Source organism: Corynebacterium sp. AOP40-4SA-5, assembly GCF_052377355.1.
Taxonomy (GTDB): Bacteria; Actinomycetota; Actinomycetes; order Mycobacteriales; family Mycobacteriaceae; genus Corynebacterium.
On sequence record NZ_JBQSWS010000002.1, the window covers coordinates 154,615 to 170,765 of the forward strand.

Here is a 16,151-nt window from a genome sequence, read left to right on the forward strand (position 1 = left end):
GGCCCCCTCACACGCCGGCGACGACGGTGCGGACCACGGCGCGCTCGTCGCCGAGCACCATCGTGGCGAAGAGCAGCTCGTCGGTGGTGGTGGCCTCGTCGGCGCGTCGGCGCAGGACGTCGGAGTTGGCGCCCGCGCGGGGGTCGAGGACGACCAGGTCGGCGTCCTTCCCGGTCTCCAGGGACCCCACGGAGGCCTCCACTCCCAGGGCCTCCGCCCCTCCCAGCGTGGCCAGGCGCAACAGCGCGGCGACGTCCAGCGGGGCGCCCAGCATCCGGGACGCCGTGTAGGCCGAACCCAGGGTGACCAGTGGCGACAGACTGGTCCCCGCGCCGACGTCGGAGCCCAGGCCCACGCGCAGGCCGTCGAAGGACTGCGCGCGGGTCACGCCGAACATGCCCGAGCCGAGGAAGAAGTTCGACGTGGGGCAGTGCGCCACGGAGGCCTGCGCCTGTGCCAGCCGGGTGAGTTCGCGGTCACCCAGGTGCACACCGTGGCCGAACACGGCACGCCGGCGCACCAGCCCGGCACGGTCGTAGACGTCGGTGTAGTCCAGCGCGTCCGGGAACAGGGAACGCACCCAGTCGATCTCGCCGGTGTTCTCCGACAGGTGCGTCTGCACCACGACGTCCGGGTGGGACGCGGCGAGTTCACCGAGCGCGGCGAGCTGCGCGTCCGAGGACGTCGGCGCGAACCGCGGGGTGATGGCGTACTCGAGGCGTCCCACCCCGTGCCAGCGCTCCAGCAGTGCGGCACTGTCCGCCACGGCGGAGTCGGGGGTGTCGAGCAGGACCTCGGGGGCGTTGCGGTCCATGCACACCTTGCCGGTGATGACGCGCAGGTTCCTGCGCCGCGCGTGACGGAAGAGCGCCTCCGCGCTGCCCGGGTGCACGGTGGCGTACACGCAGGCGGTGGTCACCCCGTTGTCGACGAGCTGGTCGGTGAAGAAGTCCGCGACGGCGTCGGCGTGGGCGTCGTCGGCGAACCGGGCCTCCGCCGGGAAGGTGTAGTTGTCGAGCCACTCGAGCAGCTGCAGTCCCGGCGAGGCGATCATGCCGACCTGCGGGAAGTGCACGTGGGCGTCGACGAGGCCGGGGACGAGCAGGGCGTCGCCGTGGTCCTCGACGAGCGCGCCACGGTGACGCGGCAGGACGTCGCGGGCCGCACCGACGTCGAGGATGCGTCCACCCGCGTGGGCGACCGCGCCGGACGCGACGTCCAGCGTGGTGCCGTCCGACGTCGGCGTCACGACGTGGCCGAGCACGACGGTGGGACGCGCGGCGGCCGTCATCGCTCCACGCTCCCCGTCGGGGCCGGCGCGGGCACCGCGCGCAGGCCGGACGGCGCGGCCGGGGCGTCCTGCAGTTCGTCCTCCAGGAGCGTGTCCTCGGCGAGGTGGCCGCCACCCTCCCGGTTGAGCAGCAGGTTCAGCAGGATCACCGACACCGCGCCCACCGTGATGCCGCTGTCCAGGATCATCTCCAGGCTGTCCGGCAGGTTGGCGTAGAGGCCGTCGAACACGGCCGGCAGCATTGCCAGCGCAACGGAGACGCCCACGATCAACGCGCGCGTCTCGGTCCACGTCACCGTGGCCAGCGTCCTGATGCCGGACGCCGCGACCATGCCGAACAACGCCACGCCCGCACCGCCGAGCACCGGCGACGGGATGCCCGTGGCGATCTCGCCGACCTTCGGCAGCAGGCCCAGCACGATGAGGATCAGGCCCGCGGCGGTGACCACGTAACGGCTCGCCACCCGCGACAACGACACCAGCCCCACGTTCTGCGCGAACGCGGAGTACGGGAAGGTGTTGAAGACGCCGCCGAGCAGCGTCGCCAGACCGTCGGCGCGCAGGCCGTCGGCGAGGCTGCGCGGCGTGGCACGGCGTCCGGTAATGTCGCCGACGGCGACGATGTCACCGCTGGTCTCCGTCATGATCACCAGACCGACGAGCAGCATCGTGAGGATCGAGGCGATGTCGAACGTCGGGGTACCGAACTGGAACGGCATGGGCACACCCACCCAGTCGGCCTCGCCCACCGCCGAGAAGTCGCTGGCGCCGACGAACACGCCGGCGACCGTGCCGACCACGATGCCGCCGAGCACCGCCATCGACTTCCACGCCGCCGGGGCGAAACGGTGGATGCACACCACCACGACGAGCGTGCCCAGGGCCAGCAGGAAGTTCTGCCCCGTACCCTGCTCGTTCGCCGGACCGTTCTGGTTGAACAGCCACCCCGCCGCCACCGACAGCAGGGACAGCCCCACCACGGTGATCACCGTGCCGATGACCAGCGGCGGGAAGTACCGCACCACCTTGGCGAAGAACGGTGCGATGAGCATCATCAGCACACCCGTGGCGATGACCGACCCGTAGATCGCGGTGATGCCGTGCTCGGACCCGATGGAGATCATCGGGGCGACCGACACGAACGACACACCCTGGATCAACGGCAATCGCGACCCGAAGCGCCAGAAACCCAGCGACTGGATCACCGAGGCGATGCCGGCGACGAAGAGGTCGGCGACGATGAGGTGGTGCATGTGCTCCGCCTCGAACTCGCCGGCGGCGACGAGTGCACCACCGACGATCAGCGGCACGGCTATCGCCCCGGCGTACATCGCCAGGACATGCTGCAGGCCCAGGATGAATGTCCTGAGCAACGGTGGCTTCTGGTCGACCGGGTGCGTGCCGTCCGGGGCGACGGCGCCGATGGTGCCGGGGATGTACTCGTCGGTGGTGCTCATCCAGCGCCTCAACTCCCCTGGTAGGTCGAGTAGCCGAACGGCGACAACAGCAGCGGGACGTGCAGGTGCCCGTCCGCCCCGCCGCGCTGCGCGGTGACGTGGAAGGTGATGTCCACGAAGGGGTACAGCGAGGCGGTCTGCGAGGCGTCCAGGTAGGCGCCGGTGTCGAAGCGCAGGCGGTAGGTGCCCGGCTCCAGCGGGGTGGTGAACCGGTGACGGCCGTCGGCGTCGGTCGCGCCCGACTCCACCGGCGCTCCCTGGTCGGTGACCAGGGCGATGTCCAGGCCCGCGGCGGGCAGGCCGGTCGTGGTGTTCAGGACGTGGGTGGACAGGCTCATGCCTGGACCTCCTTCGTGTTCTCGGAATCGGTGACGAAGCCGCGCAGTCGCAGCTGGTTGATGGCGTCGAGGTTGTCCACCACGGTCGGCCACTCGTCCTGCGGCTCCCGGGCCAGACGTTCGACGAGGTTGTCGAGGATCTGGCGGCTGTCGCGTCCGGCGGCGCGGATGAGGAAGTTCCAGCCGAACTTCTCCCGGTAGGTGGGCTGCAGGTTGCGCAGCGCCTGGAGCTCGCTGTCGCCGTCCTGCGCCGAGTCCTGGGCCTTCGACTGTTCGGCGGCGGACAGGCTGCCGGCGGCGACGGTGCCGCCGATCGGCGGGTGTGCGTTGACGGACTCCAGGACGCCCGCGTCGTCCTGCGCGCGCAGCAGGTCGGACGCCGCCGCGCAGAGCGCGTCGACGGAGGCGAACGGGCGTGCCTCGACGACGGACGCGGCGAGCGTCCTGCTGGCGAACAGTTCCGCCACCCGGTCGACGAGGGCGGCGGCGGGTGCCGCGTTGAAGACCTCGGGCGTGACGGTGGCCGGTATAGGTGTCACTGATGTTGTCATAGGTAACAGTGTCGACGTTTTCTGTTTCTCGCGGGTTAAACCGCAATTTCCCGGTCGAGAACTTCCCGGTGGCTACCCCCGCCGGACGCCGACGCCGCCGCTGAGCGCACCTGCCCGCGCCACCCCCGGCGCGCGGCGTCCTGCTTCGGGCTGCTTCCGGGCCGACCGCCTGGCCCCGGGGGACCAAGCTGGACCTGGCACCCCTACAGGTTCGGGGAGAGGGGCGGAGATCGAGCGTGGGATGTCTGAACCCGGGGATTCAAACATCCCACGCTCGATTTCCGCCCCTCGCCGTCTGCACACGCCGCCGCGACGGCGGGCCCGATCGGCTCACCGGGAATGGAACGGTGTGAACCTACATAGACAGCATGGTCTACTTCTGGCTCAGCACACCCCTCCCGCAGGCCCCGCCTGCAACCGATCCGCTCTGACCGGAATGAAATGAGGCCACCCGCCGTGACCCGCCACTCCCCCGTCCTGACGCTCCTCGCCGGCGTCACCGTCCTCGCCGTGCTCGCCGGCTGCACCTCCGCGGTCGGCGAACGCCTCGCCGCGGCCGACGGCGAACCCGTCGACGGCGGCACCGCCCGCGTCGGCACGCCCAACGACCTCAGCCCGAAGACGCTGTACTCCGGCGGCGGCATCGCCGAACTCACCGTGACCGGCAACGTCTTCGAGACCCTCACCAAGTACGACGCCGAGGGAGAGAACGACGGCGGTGAACTCGAGCCGCAGCCCGTCCTCGCCGAGTCCTGGGACGTCAGCGACGACGGCACGGACGTGACCGTGCACCTGCGCGACGACGTCACCTTCCACAACGGTGCCGACCTGGACTCCGGCGACGTCAAGGCCAGTTTCGAGAACTACTCCGACCCGGCGCGCTCCGGACAGCTCGCCCGCACCGCCCAGCAGATCGAGCGCATCGACACCCCCGACCCCCTCACCGTGGACTTCACGTTCGCCCAGGCGGTGAACAACGTCTTCGACCTCTTCGAGTTCGTGCCGGTCATCGAGGCCTCCACGATCGACGGCTTCAACGACGGCACCGCCTTCGTCGGCACCGGCCCCTTCAGCTTCGACGACTGGCAGCGCGGCAGCCACCTCAACCTCGGCGCCTACGAGGGATACCGCACCGGCGCGCCCGCGATCGACGGCATCGAGGTCGTGGTCGTCCCCGACAGCCAGACGCAGTTCGCCCAGCTGCGCTCCGGGCAGCTCGACGTGCTGCCCGCCGTCGACCCCCGCGACGCCGAGGCCCTGGAGGACAACGACCTCTTCGACGTCACGGAGAAGTCCGGCACCGGGGCCACCTACTACACGGGCATGAACGTGCAGGCCCCGACCTTCCGTGACCGGCGTGTGCGCCAGGCCGTGGCCTACGCCGTGGACCGTGACCGCATCCTCGACGAGGTCTACCAGGGCCGCGGCTACACCCAGTCGTTGCCGTGGCCCGCCGACTCCGCCGCCTACGACGAGGAACGCAACGACACCTACCAGCGCGACCTCGACCGTGCCCGCGAGCTCGTCGGGCAGGTCGAGGAGGAGGACGGCCCGCTGCCGGGTGCGACCCTGTCCTACCGCGGGGCGGACCCCACCGAGCAGAACACCGCCCAGATCATCCGCGCCGACCTCGCCGAGATCGGCGTGACCGTGGACCTGCAGCCCCTGGAGGCCGGCGTGCACGGCGAGAAGCTGCGCAACGCCGGCTTCGACGGCATGTGGCTGCTCAGCCACGACTTCGTGCAGTACACCCCGGCCACCCTGACCGTGAGCGCCTTCCCCTTCAACTCCGAGCACAACACCTCCAACTTCCGCAGCGACGCCTACTCCGCCGCGGCCGCCGACGCCTGGCTCGCCGGCGACCCGTCCTCCCCCGCGACGCAGGCCGCCTACCGCCGGCTCAACGACATCCTGCTCGACGAGGCCTTCCTCGTCGAACTCATCCGGCCCGACGCCCCGCTGGTCACCGCCTCCAACCTCAAGGGCGTGACCTGGACCAAACGCTCCGAACCCGTCTTCGCCCACGCCACCTTCACCTCCTGACCCCGTGAGGAACCCCACCGTGACAACCGCAACCACAACTCCGACCAGAACCCGCCCGACCGTCCTGCCCTTCCTCCTGCGACGCCTGCCCTCCGCCATCGCCGTCGTCGCCGCCGGGTCCGTGGTGGTCTTCGCCCTGCTCCGGCTGATCCCCGGCGACCCGGCCGAGGCCCTCGCGGGGTCCGACGCCCCGCCGGAGGCCGTCGCCGCCCTGCGCGACGACCTCGGGCTGACCGCCTCCCCCGTCAGCCAGTACCTCTCCTGGATCGGCTCGCTGCTGACCCTGCACCCGGGGCGCTCGCTGGTCATCGGCGGCGACATCGCCACCCTCGTCGGGGAGGCCGCAGGACGCACCCTGCTGCTCACCGCCACCGCCGTCCTGCTGGCCGTCGTCCTCGCCCTGGTGGTCAGCGTCGGCGCCGAACTCGTCGACCGACGGTGGGCGCGCTCCGCCGCGACCGCCTTCGCCACCCTCGGCGTGGCACTGCCGACGTTCGTCACCGGCGCGCTGGCGATCATCGTCTTCGGCGTGGTGTTCGTCGTCCTGCCCGCCGGCGGCGTGCCGCGCGACGGGCTGCTCGACCGCCCCGACATCACCGCGCAGTACCTCCTGCTGCCCGCCGTGTGCCTGGCGCTGCCGGCCGCGGCGGCACTGACCCGTTTCCTCGACGAGTCGGTGCGCACCGAACTTGGCCAGCCCTACGCCACCACCGCCCGCGCCCTGGGCATCCCGCGGCGACGCATCCTGCTCACCCAGGTCCTGCCCAACGCCCTGCCCCCGGCGGTCACCGTGCTGGGCCTGCAGATCGGCCAGCTGCTCGGCGGCGCGGTGATCATCGAGGCCCTGTTCGCCTGGCCCGGCCTGGGCCACCTCATCCACCAGGCGGTGGCCGTGCGCGACTACCCGGTGGTGCAGGTCCTGCTGCTGCTCTCCGTGGTGCTGTTCGTGGTGATCCAGCTGGTCACCGACCTGATCCACGCCAACCTCGACCCCCGCATCCGACTGGAGGGCGCACGATGACTGTCACCCCGACCACCCCGACCACCTCGCTCAACCGCCCCGACCTCACGCCGGACGACCCGGCACTCGCGCGCCGCGACGGACATGCCGGACGCACCGGACGCCCAGACCGTCCCCTCCTGCGCGCGCTCACGCACGGCCGCGGACTCGTCGGCGTGCTCCTGACCGGCACCGTGGTGCTCGCCGGACTGCTCGCCCCGCTGATCGCCCCGTACGCCCCCGACGAGCAGATCCCCGGCGCGAACCTGCTCGGCCCGTCCTCCGCGCACTGGTTCGGCACGGACACCGCCAACCAGGACATCCTCTCGCGCACCCTGTACGGCATCCGGGTGAACCTGCTGATCATCGTGCTCGCCGTCCCGCTGGGTGCGGCGACGGGCACGCTGGCCGGCCTCGCCGGCGCGCAGTGGGCCCGGTGTCGCCCCTGGGCGGACACGGTGCTGCAGCGTTCCTTCGACCTGGTGCTGGCGTTCCCCACGATCATCCTGGCCATCGCGCTGACGATGGTGCTGGGCCCGGGGCTGACCACCGTGTTCATCGTGGTCGCCCTGGCGGAGGTGCCGGTCTTCGGGCGTCTGGCCCGCTCGGTGGCGTTGTCCGTGCGCGAGCGTGGCTACGTGGAGTCCGCCCGGACCGCGGGCGCCTCGGAGACCTGGATCCTGCGCCACCACGTGCTGCCGAACAGTCTGGAGCCGCTGGTCGTGCAGCTGGCGTTGGCGATGTCGGTGGGCGTGTTCATCGAGGGCGCGATGAGTTTCCTCGGCCTGGGCGTGGTCCCGCCGACCCCGTCGCTGGGCACGTTGATCCAGGAGGGCGTGGCCTACGCCTACCACGCGCCCTTCTTCGCCGTCGGCCCGTTGGCCGTGGTCGTGGTGCTCATCCTCGGCCTGCTGCTCATCTCCCGGGCGCTGTCCGGCGCCACCCGCAACCCCTGACGTCCTGAAATGTCCCGAAAGGCGACCATGAACAACTCCCCCGTCCTCTCCGTCCGTGACCTGTCCATCTCCTTCTCCCACCCGCGTCCGGCGGTGGTCTCGGTGTCCTTCGACCTGGGCCGTGGCGAGCTGCTCGCCCTGGTCGGCGAGTCCGGCTCGGGCAAGTCGATGACCGCGCGTGCGGTGCTGGGCCTGCTGCCCGCCGGCGCCCGGGCGACCGGCTCGGTGACGCTCGACGGCACCGAGATCCTCAACGCCGACGAGTCCGACCTGCTGGCCGTGCGCGGCGCGAGGGTGGGCCTGGTCTTCCAGGAGCCGCAGTCCGCGCTGAACCCGGTGCGCACCGTCGGCTGGCAGCTCGCCGAGGCGATCACCGCGCACACGCAGGACCGGAGACAGGGTCGAAAACACGGCAGGACGCAGCGGGCCGCCGTGCGGCGCCGCGCCGTGGAGCTGCTCGAGACCGTCGAGATCCCCGACGCCGCCGCCCGGCTCGACGCCTACCCGCACCAGCTCTCCGGCGGGCAGCGTCAACGCGTGGCCATCGCCCTGGCGCTCGCCGGAGAGCCGGACGTCCTGCTCGCCGACGAGCCGACGACCGCGCTGGACGTCACCGTGCAGGCCGGGATCCTCACCCTGCTCGACCGGCTGCGCGAGACCCGTGGGCTGAGCGTGCTGCTGATCACCCACGACATGGGCGTGGTCGCCGAGCACGCCGACCGGGTGGTGGTGCTGCGCCACGGCGAGGTCGTGGAACAGGGCCCCACCCGCCGCATCATCGACGCCCCGCGCGAGTCCTACACCCGCGCGCTCATCGCCGCGGTCCCCCGCTTCGCCCCAGGACGCCACGACGCCGGTGCGTCCGGCACGTCCGGCACGTCCGGCGCAGTGCCGCCGGCGGCGGCCGTGCAGGACGTCACCGTGGTCTACGACCCCCGGGCGTCCTCCCCCGCGCTCGACGCGGTGACGCTGTCCGTGGCCCCCGGGGCCACGCTCGGGCTGGTCGGCGAGTCCGGTTCCGGCAAGTCCACCCTGGGGCGTGTGATCGCCGGGATCCAGCACCCCACCGGCGGCACGGTGACCACGGACGCGCTCGTCGCCGTGGTGCCGCAGGACCCGGCGTCCTCCCTGGACCCGCGCCACAGCGTGGGGTGGAGCGTGCGCGAACCCCTGGACATCCACCGGGTCGGCACGCGGGCCGCCCGGCGCGACCGCGTCGAGGAACTGCTGCGCGCCGTGCACCTGCCGCCCGGGACCGCCGAGCGTCACCCGGCCGAGCTCTCCGGCGGGCAACGTCAGCGCGTGGCGATCGCCCGCGCCCTGGCGCTGGACCCGACACTGGTCATCGCCGACGAACCGACCAGTGCGCTGGACGTCAGCGTGCAGGCGGAGGTGATCGGGCTCCTGCGCGAGACCCAGCGTCGCCTCGGGTTCGCCATGGTGTTCATCAGCCACGACCTGGCGGTGGTCTCGCAGGTCAGCGACACCGTCGCCGTGCTGCGCCGCGGCCAGCTGGTCGAGTACGGCGACACCGACGCCGTGTTCGCCCACCCGGACGCCGACTACACCCGTGAGCTGCTGGCGGCCGTGCCGTCCATCGGCGACGCCCGCGTGCGGCCCGCGACGGTGGGTGCGTGATGGGAACACCCGACCACATCCCTGGCCACATCCCCGCCAATGCCCGCGGCTACGAGCACTTCGACGGCCGCGTGGGACGCACCCTGTCCGACTCCGAACCGTCCTGGCCTGCGGAGAACCGCGCCGCACCCGGGGCACCGAACGTGGTCGTCGTGCTCGTCGACGACATGGGCTACTCCGACATCGGCCCCTTCGGCTCCGAGATCCCCACCCCGAACCTCGACCGCCTCGCCGACGAGGGACGCGTGCTGACCAACTACCACACCACCCCGGTGTGCTCCCCGGCGCGCGCGGCGGTGCTGACCGGGCTGAACCCGCACCGGGCGGGCTTCGCCCACGTCGCCAACTCCGACCCCGGCTTCCCCGGCGTCCGCCTGGAGCTCGGCGACGACGTGGCCACGCTCCCGGAGATCCTGCGCGACGCCGGCTACGCCACCCTCGGCGTGGGCAAGTGGCACCTCACCCGCGACGCCCTGCTGAACGCCGCGGCGGACCAGTCGTCCTGGCCGGTGCAGCGCGGCTTCGACCACTACTACGGCTCCATGGAGGCGCTGAACTCCTTCTTCCACCCGAACCAGCTGGTGCGCGACAACACCGTCGTCCAGCACGAGCAGACCCCGGACGGCTACTACCTCACCGACGACTACACCGAGGAGGCGTTGGGCTCGATCAAGGCCCTGCGTGCCTCGGACGCGGACAAACCCTTCCTCCTCTACTTCGCGCACACCGCCATGCACGGCCCGCTGGGGGCGAAGGACTCCGACATCGGGAACCACCGCGGACGCTACGACGTGGGCTGGGACCGCGTCCGGCAGGACCGTCACGCCCGGCAGGTCGAGCTCGGCGTGATCCCGGCCGGCACGCCGCTGCCCGAACGCGAGGGCAAGCTCGGCCGCGAGATCCCCGCCTGGGACTCCCTCGACGAGGAGACCAGGTCGATCTACGCGCGCTACCAGGAGGTCTACGCCGCGATGGTCGACTCGGTGGACCAGAGCCTCGGCCGGGTCCTCGACCTGCTCGACGAGCTGGGCGAACGCGACAACACCATCGTGGTGTTCACCTCCGACAACGGCGGCACCGCCGAGGGCGGGCCGGAGGGCACACGCTCCTACTTCAGCCGCTTCGCCCACGTCGCCGGGCTGCCGTCCGACTGGGACGGCGACGTGGACGTCGACCCGTCCTTCATCGGCGGACCCCGCTCGATGGCGCACTACCCGGAGGGCTGGGGCCACGCGTCGAACACGCCCTTCCGGTTCTACAAGGGGCAGACCTACGCCGGCGGCGTACGGGTACCGCTGCTGGTGTCGTGGCCGGGAGGCCTGGGACGCTCCGACGGTTCCTCGCTGCGCGACCAGTACCAGTACGTCACCGACCTGACCCCCACCATCCTCGACCTCGCCGGCGTGGCCCACCCGGGCACCCGCGGCGGGCGTCCGGCGAAGACGCCGGACGGCGTGAGCTTCGCGCCGGTGCTGCGCGACGCCGCGCACCCGTCCACCCACCCGGAGCAGTACGCCGAGCTCGGCGGCAACCGCGGCTACTACGCCGACGGCTGGAAAGTCGTCGCCGACCACCGTCCCGGCACCCCCTTCGACGACGGCGAGTGGGAACTCTACGACGTGGCGTCCGACCCCAACGAGCTCTACGACGTGGCCGCCGGGCACCCGGACGTGCTGCGCGACCTCGCCGCACGCTGGGAGAAGGCCGCGTGGGAGAACACGGTCTTCCCGCTCAACGACCACAGCGACCCGCGTGCGGCGCTGCGTCGTCCCGCCGAGTCCCGCCTGTCGGACCCGGTGACGCTGCTGCCGGGCACCCCGAAACTCGAGCGCTACCGCTCCTCGGCGCTGACCCAGCTGCGCTCCTTCGAGGTGGTCATCGACGTGACGTACACGCCGGGGGACGCCGGGGTGCTGGTCGCCCACGGCGACCAGGGCGGCGGGTACGTGGTCTACGTCGACGGCGGGTCCTGCGAGGTGCGCCTGGCGGTCAACGAGTACGGGCGGCTGCACGAGGTCGCCGCCGGCGTCCTGCGGGAGGGACGCCGGAGCGTCCTGCTGCGCTCGACGGCGCTGCCCGACTTCCGCACGACGTGGACGCTGGAGGCGGAGCTCGGCGCGTCCGGCACGTCCGGCACGTTGGCGGGGTTGTGGGCGTTCGTGGGCATGGCACCGTTCAGCGGCATCGACGTGGGCGTGAACCGTGGTGGGCCGGTGCACTGGGGACTCTACGAGGCGCACGGCTCCCACCGGTACAGCGGTGACCTGCACTCGGTGCGCTACGTGCCCGGCGAACGCGCACCGTACAGCCCCGCCGTCCTCGCCGAACTGGCCCGCGACGCCGCCGACGCCTTCGACTGAGCCGCCCAGCCAATCGACGGGCGGCAGGCCGTTGCGCGCACCGCGGCGAGGCGGGGACGCGGCGCCAGGGGTACCAAGTTGGACCTGGGAGAGGGGCGGAAATCGAGCGTGGGATGTCTGAACCCGGTGATTCAGACATCCCACGCTCGATTTCGGCCCCCGGCACTTCCGTTCAGGGTGAGGCGAAGGCTGGCCGCGCGTGGTGGCCCTTCCGTAGCGTACCGGAGCAGACAGAGCAGTCTATTCGAGTCCACCACGGAAAGAAGGAACCACCATGACCAGCACGCTCACCGCGCCCACCGAGAACGCAGCAGCCACCCGGAACACAGCACCCGCCCCGTCCGTCACCCGCCTCGGCCAGAACATCGGCGCCCGGGTCGACGGCATCCGGCTCGGCGGCGACATCACCGACGACGAGGTCGAGTTCATCCGCACCGCCCTGGCCACCCACAAGGCCGTGGTCTTCCGGGACCAAAACCTCACCGACGAGTCCCAGTACGCCTTCGCCCAACGACTCGGCACGCCCACCCAGGCGCACCCCACCGTGCACTCCACCGGCCTGGAACGTCTCACACTCGAAGGTGCGGCGAACTCCTGGCACACCGACGTGACCTTCGTCGACCGCATCCCGAAGATCTCGATCCTGCGCGCCATCGACCTGCCTCCCTACGGCGGGGCGACGATCTGGGCGAACACCACCGCCGCCTACAAGGCGCTGCCCGAACCCCTGCGCATCCTCGCCGACAACCTCTGGGCCACGCACTCCAACGAATACGACTACGCCGCCGGCCACCAGTCCGAGGACAACTCCGAACACCGCCGCGAGTTCACCCGCAACGTCTTCGAGACCGAGCACCCGGTCGTCCACGTCCACCCGGAGACCGGCGAGCGTTCCCTGCTGCTGGGCCACTTCGTGAAGGGTTTCACCGGGCTGAAGCCGCGCGAGTTCCAGGACCTCTTCTCCGCCTTCCAGGACCGCATCACCAAGGAGGACAACACCTTCCGCTGGAACTGGAACGACGGCGACGTGGTGCTCTGGGACAACCACGCCACCCAGCACTACGGGGTGAAGGACTTCGGCGACCACCACCGCAAGATCCGACGCGTGACGCTGGCCGGCGCGGTGCCGACCGCGGTCGGCGGCGAGAGGTCACGCATCATCACCGGCGACGCCACGGACTTCTCCGTCATCGACGAACCGCGTCCGCTGGTCGGTTACCTCGGCGACGCCGCCGACCTCTGACCCCACACCTCACGGGCAAGGGGCCAAAATCGAGCGTGGGATGCCTGAATCACCGGATTCAAACATCCCACGCTCGATCTTGGCCCCTCGCCGCCGCTTTCGGCAGACCCGCTACTCCTGCTCCGCCCAGCCGGTCGACGGGAACTCCTCCGTGTCCACGTAGTTCACGGGGGTCAGGACCGTCAGCACGACGATCATCATCGCGGCCAGCGCGAACGACAGGACGGCGAGCACCACCGGGCGCCGGTCGGCCGGCATCTGACGCGCGCGCCAGAGTGACCATGCGCCAAGCAGCGCCGGCACGGGGAACATGAAGGAGAGTCCGGACACCAGGAGGAGCAAGGAGAGGGCGAGGAGAGCCCACGGGAATAGCAGGGAATCTCGCTTGCGGGTGCGCTCGCTCATGGCGTCCTCCCTGGTCGCGGGCGCCCGAGATCGGGCGGGGACTGGCGGCAGGCTATCAGTCGGCACGACGGGTGGCGGGCACCTCGTGCAGTGCCGGGATGTCGGCGAGACTGTCGAGGATCAGCGCGTGGGGTTCGGCGGCGAGCACCGCCCGGTCCACCGAGCCGGTCAGCACGCCGACGCCGCGCACCCCCGCGTTCGCCGCAGCGCGCAGGTCAGCCACGGTGTCGCCGACGGAGACCACGTCGTCGACCGAGGTCACGCCGGTGATCTCCATGGCGTGGTGGATCAGGTACGGCGCCGGACGCCCCGCGGCGACCGTGTCCGAGGTGACCAGGGCGTCCACCACGAAGCCGGACGCCTCGGGCGCGCCGGCGTCCTGCGCTGCGTCCGGCGCGTCGTCGCGGACGCTCCAGCCGCAGGCGGCGAGCACGATGTCGGCGATGGGGCGCTGGAAACCGGTGGTCAGCGCGATGCCCGCGCCGTCCTCCCGCAGCCTGGACAGGGCCTCCTCCACCCCGTCGATCGGACGCGGTGGGTGCGAGGCGTACTCGCGGCGCAGCCCCTCCATGAAGTCGGCGAACACGGCGTCCACCACGGCGTCGTCCACGTTCCCCGCGTCCCCTGTGCCGTCCGCCTCCCCCGCGCCGCCGAGCAGCGTGGCGATCGCGGAGCGCTTCTCCGTCCCCTTCACGGCGTTGACCTGCGCGGCGGTGACGGACACGCCGCGTCGTTCCACGCACTCGCGCAGCTGGCGGTAGACGATGCCGTCCTCGTTGACGGTGGTTCCGGCGATGTCGCAGACGATGAGGGTCATGATGCGGTCCTGTCGTGGGTGGGGAGTCGGGAGAGCCCGGCGGCGCCGGAACGGGTGTTGACCACGGTGAACGCGGCGCGGTCGGGAAGGTAGCGGTCGTCGGCGATCTCGAGCAGGCGTCCGCGTGGGTCGCTGGTGCGCCGCTGCACGCGCAGCAGCGGGGCGCCGGACGCCACGCCGAGGTGCGCGGCGTCGACGTCCGGGGCGGCGAGGGCGTCGATCCGGTTCTCCGCGCGGTAGAGCTCGACGCCGGCGTCGGTGAGGTGCTCGTAGATGGAGCCGGCGTCGGTGTCGAAGTCGAAGAGGTGGCGTCCGACGTCCGGCGGGAAGACCGCGCGTTCCAGCATCGCCGGCTCGCCGTCCATGCTGCGCAGGCGCAGGACCTCCACCACGCGCGTGCCGGGCTCCAGACCGAAGGCCTCCGTGACCTCGTCGGTGCCGGGACGTTGGGCCAGTTCCAGGGTGCGCTGCCCGGCGACCGCGCCGAGGGAGCGGCACCACTCGGTGAAGGACAGCAGGGTGGTGAAGCTCTGCGAGCTGGCCGGGGACTGCACGATGGAGCGTCGGCCCTGCCCGCCGGAGATCAGCCCCTCGGTGCGCAGCGCGGTGACGGCCTGACGCACAGGGCTGCGTGAGGAGTTGAAGCGGCGGCACAGCTCGGCCTCGCTGGGGATCGCGTCGCCGGGGCGCAGTTCGCCGGAGGTGATCATCTCGCGCAGGTAGTCCTGAAGTTGTACGTGCAGGTTCGGCGCGGGGTCGGGTTTCATGTCCACGGATACTAGCAGCATCCACCTGGTGTTTGTCTGCTCCGCCAGCGGAACAGCACGCCAACATGTACTGAACGTGCCGTGAACACGTGAACTGTTCATGAACTTGTCCGTACAAGTGTGGACAGGTCTACGGCCCCGCCCCACAATGAGCACCATGACCTACACCGCCGACCTCATCGTCGTGGGCTCCGGGATCCTCGGCCTCGCCACCGCCTGGCGCGCCCACCGCCAGGGCCTCACCGTCCACGTCATCGACCGCTCCGACCGCCCCGTCGGCGCCTCCGTCCAGAACTTCGGCCACGCCTGCTTCACCGCGCAGGACGACACCCTCCAGGACCTCGCCGCCACCTCCGCCGCCGGCTGGACGGCCGCCGCCGCCGACGCCGGCTTCCGCGCCACCCGCCCCGGCACCGTCCTTCCCGCCGTCACCGGGGCGGAGATACAGGTCCTGCAGGAGTTCCACGCCCACCGCGGCGCGCAGGACGTCCGCCTCATCGACCGAGAGGAGGTCCGCGCCCGCCTCGGCAACCCGCACCTGGCCTGCATCGGCGGCGCGCACCTGCCGCGCGACATGCGCGTCGACCCGCGCGAGGCCGCCCCCGCCCTCGCCCAGTACCTCGCCGGACGCGGCGTCCGCTTCATCTGGCGCACCTTCGTGCACACCGTCGCCGACGGCGAGGTCCACACCAGCCGCGGCACCTTCCGCGCACCCCGCGTGGTCGTCTGCCCCGGCAACGACGTCAACGACATCCTCCCCGACCTCGTCACCGACAGGCAGATCCGCACCTGCACGCTCACCATGGCGCTCATCGACCGGCCCGCAGGCACGCCGGACGACCTGGCGATGCTCACCGGCACCTCCATGACCCGCTACGACGGCATCGCCGCGATGCCCGGGGTGGACGCCCTGCGCGCCGAACTCGCCGCGCGCGAGCCCGCCCTCACCGAGGCCGTCGCCAACGTCATGGCCACCGCCGTGCCCGGCGGCATCCTCGTCGGCGACTCCCACGACTACGACGACAGCCCCGAACCCTTCATCGACGCCGCCCAGTCCCAGCTCCTGCTCGACCGCACCACCGCCTACCTGGGCATCAACCAGCCGGTGGTGCGCCAGCGCTGGCAGGGCCGCTACGCCGACTCCCCCACCACCAACCTCGTCCTGCACCACCCGGACGAGCGCACCACCGTCGCCGTCGTCACCTCCGGCATCGGCATGACCCTGTCCTTCGGCCTCGCCGAGCGCATCCTCGGCGGCGCGCCCGTCGCCGCGGCGCGGTGAACA

Annotated in this window: 14 protein-coding genes; 7 read left to right on the top strand and 7 right to left on the bottom strand. The window is 71.6% G+C overall.

Annotation, left to right across the window (positions count from 1 at the left end):
• Window positions 1-7: 7 nt before the first annotated feature.
• Genes guaD through ACT3S3_RS01870 form a run of 4 tightly spaced genes read right to left on the bottom strand, consistent with a single transcriptional unit; the run spans window position 8 to window position 3,637 of the window.
• Window positions 8-1,291 carry a guanine deaminase gene (gene guaD, locus ACT3S3_RS01855; protein WP_444626108.1) on the bottom strand — a complete coding sequence of 428 codons (1,284 nt, stop codon included), beginning with the start codon at window positions 1,289-1,291 and terminating at the stop codon, window positions 8-10.
• Window positions 1,288-2,748 carry a nucleobase:cation symporter-2 family protein gene (locus tag ACT3S3_RS01860; RefSeq protein ID WP_444626110.1) on the bottom strand — a complete coding sequence of 487 codons (1,461 nt, stop codon included), beginning with the start codon at window positions 2,746-2,748 and terminating at the stop codon, window positions 1,288-1,290. The genes guaD and ACT3S3_RS01860 overlap by 4 nt, the downstream gene beginning before the upstream one ends.
• 8 nt (window positions 2,749-2,756) lie before the next feature.
• Window positions 2,757-3,086: a hydroxyisourate hydrolase gene (gene uraH / locus ACT3S3_RS01865; RefSeq protein ID WP_301444141.1), complete on the bottom strand. Its 330-nt coding sequence runs from the start codon at window positions 3,084-3,086 to the stop codon at window positions 2,757-2,759.
• Complete coding sequence (locus tag ACT3S3_RS01870; RefSeq protein WP_444626111.1) at window positions 3,083-3,637, bottom strand: 2-oxo-4-hydroxy-4-carboxy-5-ureidoimidazoline decarboxylase; 555 nt, start codon at window positions 3,635-3,637, stop codon at window positions 3,083-3,085. Before ACT3S3_RS01870 ends, uraH begins: the two co-directional genes overlap by 4 nt.
• 456 nt (window positions 3,638-4,093) lie before the next feature.
• On the opposite strand from ACT3S3_RS01870, the gene ACT3S3_RS01875 reads away from it, so the two are divergent.
• The 6 genes from ACT3S3_RS01875 (at window position 4,094) to ACT3S3_RS01900 (ending at window position 12,877) form a co-directional block, all read left to right on the top strand.
• On the top strand, window positions 4,094-5,680 hold the full coding sequence (locus tag ACT3S3_RS01875; RefSeq protein WP_444626113.1) for an ABC transporter substrate-binding protein: 1,587 nt from the start codon (window positions 4,094-4,096) through the stop codon (window positions 5,678-5,680).
• Between the two features lie 19 nt (window positions 5,681-5,699).
• Window positions 5,700-6,701: an ABC transporter permease gene (locus ACT3S3_RS01880; protein WP_444626115.1), complete on the top strand. Its 1,002-nt coding sequence runs from the start codon at window positions 5,700-5,702 to the stop codon at window positions 6,699-6,701.
• Window positions 6,698-7,636 carry an ABC transporter permease gene (locus ACT3S3_RS01885; protein WP_444626117.1) on the top strand — a complete coding sequence of 313 codons (939 nt, stop codon included), beginning with the start codon at window positions 6,698-6,700 and terminating at the stop codon, window positions 7,634-7,636. Before ACT3S3_RS01880 ends, ACT3S3_RS01885 begins: the two co-directional genes overlap by 4 nt.
• Before the next feature lie 27 nt (window positions 7,637-7,663).
• Window positions 7,664-9,274 (top strand): dipeptide ABC transporter ATP-binding protein, encoded by a 1,611-nt coding sequence (locus ACT3S3_RS01890; protein WP_444626119.1) that lies wholly within the window; start codon window positions 7,664-7,666, stop codon window positions 9,272-9,274.
• Entirely contained in the window at window positions 9,274-11,634 is a 2,361-nt protein-coding gene (locus ACT3S3_RS01895) for a sulfatase-like hydrolase/transferase (RefSeq protein WP_444626121.1), read from the top strand. Before ACT3S3_RS01890 ends, ACT3S3_RS01895 begins: the two co-directional genes overlap by 1 nt.
• 274 nt (window positions 11,635-11,908) lie before the next feature.
• A complete protein-coding gene (locus ACT3S3_RS01900) occupies window positions 11,909-12,877 on the top strand; it encodes a TauD/TfdA dioxygenase family protein (RefSeq protein WP_441582225.1) in 969 nt (322 codons plus the stop codon).
• Between the two features lie 111 nt (window positions 12,878-12,988).
• On the opposite strand, the gene ACT3S3_RS01905 is transcribed toward ACT3S3_RS01900, so the two are convergent.
• The 3 genes from ACT3S3_RS01905 to ACT3S3_RS01915 are packed head-to-tail and all read right to left on the bottom strand — an operon-like array spanning window position 12,989 to window position 14,866.
• Window positions 12,989-13,282 carry a hypothetical protein gene (locus ACT3S3_RS01905; protein WP_441582224.1) on the bottom strand — a complete coding sequence of 98 codons (294 nt, stop codon included), beginning with the start codon at window positions 13,280-13,282 and terminating at the stop codon, window positions 12,989-12,991.
• Window positions 13,283-13,337: 55 nt separating this feature from the next.
• On the bottom strand, window positions 13,338-14,099 hold the full coding sequence (locus tag ACT3S3_RS01910) for an HAD family hydrolase (protein ID WP_441582223.1): 762 nt from the start codon (window positions 14,097-14,099) through the stop codon (window positions 13,338-13,340).
• A complete protein-coding gene (locus ACT3S3_RS01915) occupies window positions 14,096-14,866 on the bottom strand; it encodes a GntR family transcriptional regulator (protein WP_301444020.1) in 771 nt (256 codons plus the stop codon). Before ACT3S3_RS01915 ends, ACT3S3_RS01910 begins: the two co-directional genes overlap by 4 nt.
• Before the next feature lie 157 nt (window positions 14,867-15,023).
• Between ACT3S3_RS01915 and ACT3S3_RS01920 the strand changes: the two genes are divergently transcribed.
• Entirely contained in the window at window positions 15,024-16,148 is a 1,125-nt protein-coding gene (locus ACT3S3_RS01920) for a TIGR03364 family FAD-dependent oxidoreductase (protein WP_444626123.1), read from the top strand.
• Window positions 16,149-16,151: the final 3 nt, after the last annotated feature.

Excerpts from the sequence above, each read along its gene's own strand:
- guaD (WP_444626108.1), bottom strand. The coding sequence starts at position 1,291 with ATGACGGCCGCCGCGCGTCCCACCGTCGTGCTCGGCCACGTCGTGACG.
- ACT3S3_RS01860 (WP_444626110.1), bottom strand. The coding sequence starts at position 2,748 with ATGAGCACCACCGACGAGTACATCCCCGGCACCATCGGCGCCGTCGCC.
- ACT3S3_RS01870 (WP_444626111.1), bottom strand. The coding sequence starts at position 3,637 with ATGACAACATCAGTGACACCTATACCGGCCACCGTCACGCCCGAGGTC.
- ACT3S3_RS01920 (WP_444626123.1), top strand. The coding sequence starts at position 15,024 with ATGACCTACACCGCCGACCTCATCGTCGTGGGCTCCGGGATCCTCGGC.
- uraH (WP_301444141.1), bottom strand. The coding sequence starts at position 3,086 with ATGAGCCTGTCCACCCACGTCCTGAACACCACGACCGGCCTGCCCGCC.
- ACT3S3_RS01885 (WP_444626117.1), top strand. The coding sequence starts at position 6,698 with ATGACTGTCACCCCGACCACCCCGACCACCTCGCTCAACCGCCCCGAC.
- ACT3S3_RS01910 (WP_441582223.1), bottom strand. The coding sequence starts at position 14,099 with ATGACCCTCATCGTCTGCGACATCGCCGGAACCACCGTCAACGAGGAC.
- ACT3S3_RS01905 (WP_441582224.1), bottom strand. The coding sequence starts at position 13,282 with ATGAGCGAGCGCACCCGCAAGCGAGATTCCCTGCTATTCCCGTGGGCT.
- ACT3S3_RS01890 (WP_444626119.1), top strand. The coding sequence starts at position 7,664 with ATGAACAACTCCCCCGTCCTCTCCGTCCGTGACCTGTCCATCTCCTTC.
- ACT3S3_RS01895 (WP_444626121.1), top strand. The coding sequence starts at position 9,274 with ATGGGAACACCCGACCACATCCCTGGCCACATCCCCGCCAATGCCCGC.
- ACT3S3_RS01915 (WP_301444020.1), bottom strand. The coding sequence starts at position 14,866 with ATGAAACCCGACCCCGCGCCGAACCTGCACGTACAACTTCAGGACTAC.
- ACT3S3_RS01900 (WP_441582225.1), top strand. The coding sequence starts at position 11,909 with ATGACCAGCACGCTCACCGCGCCCACCGAGAACGCAGCAGCCACCCGG.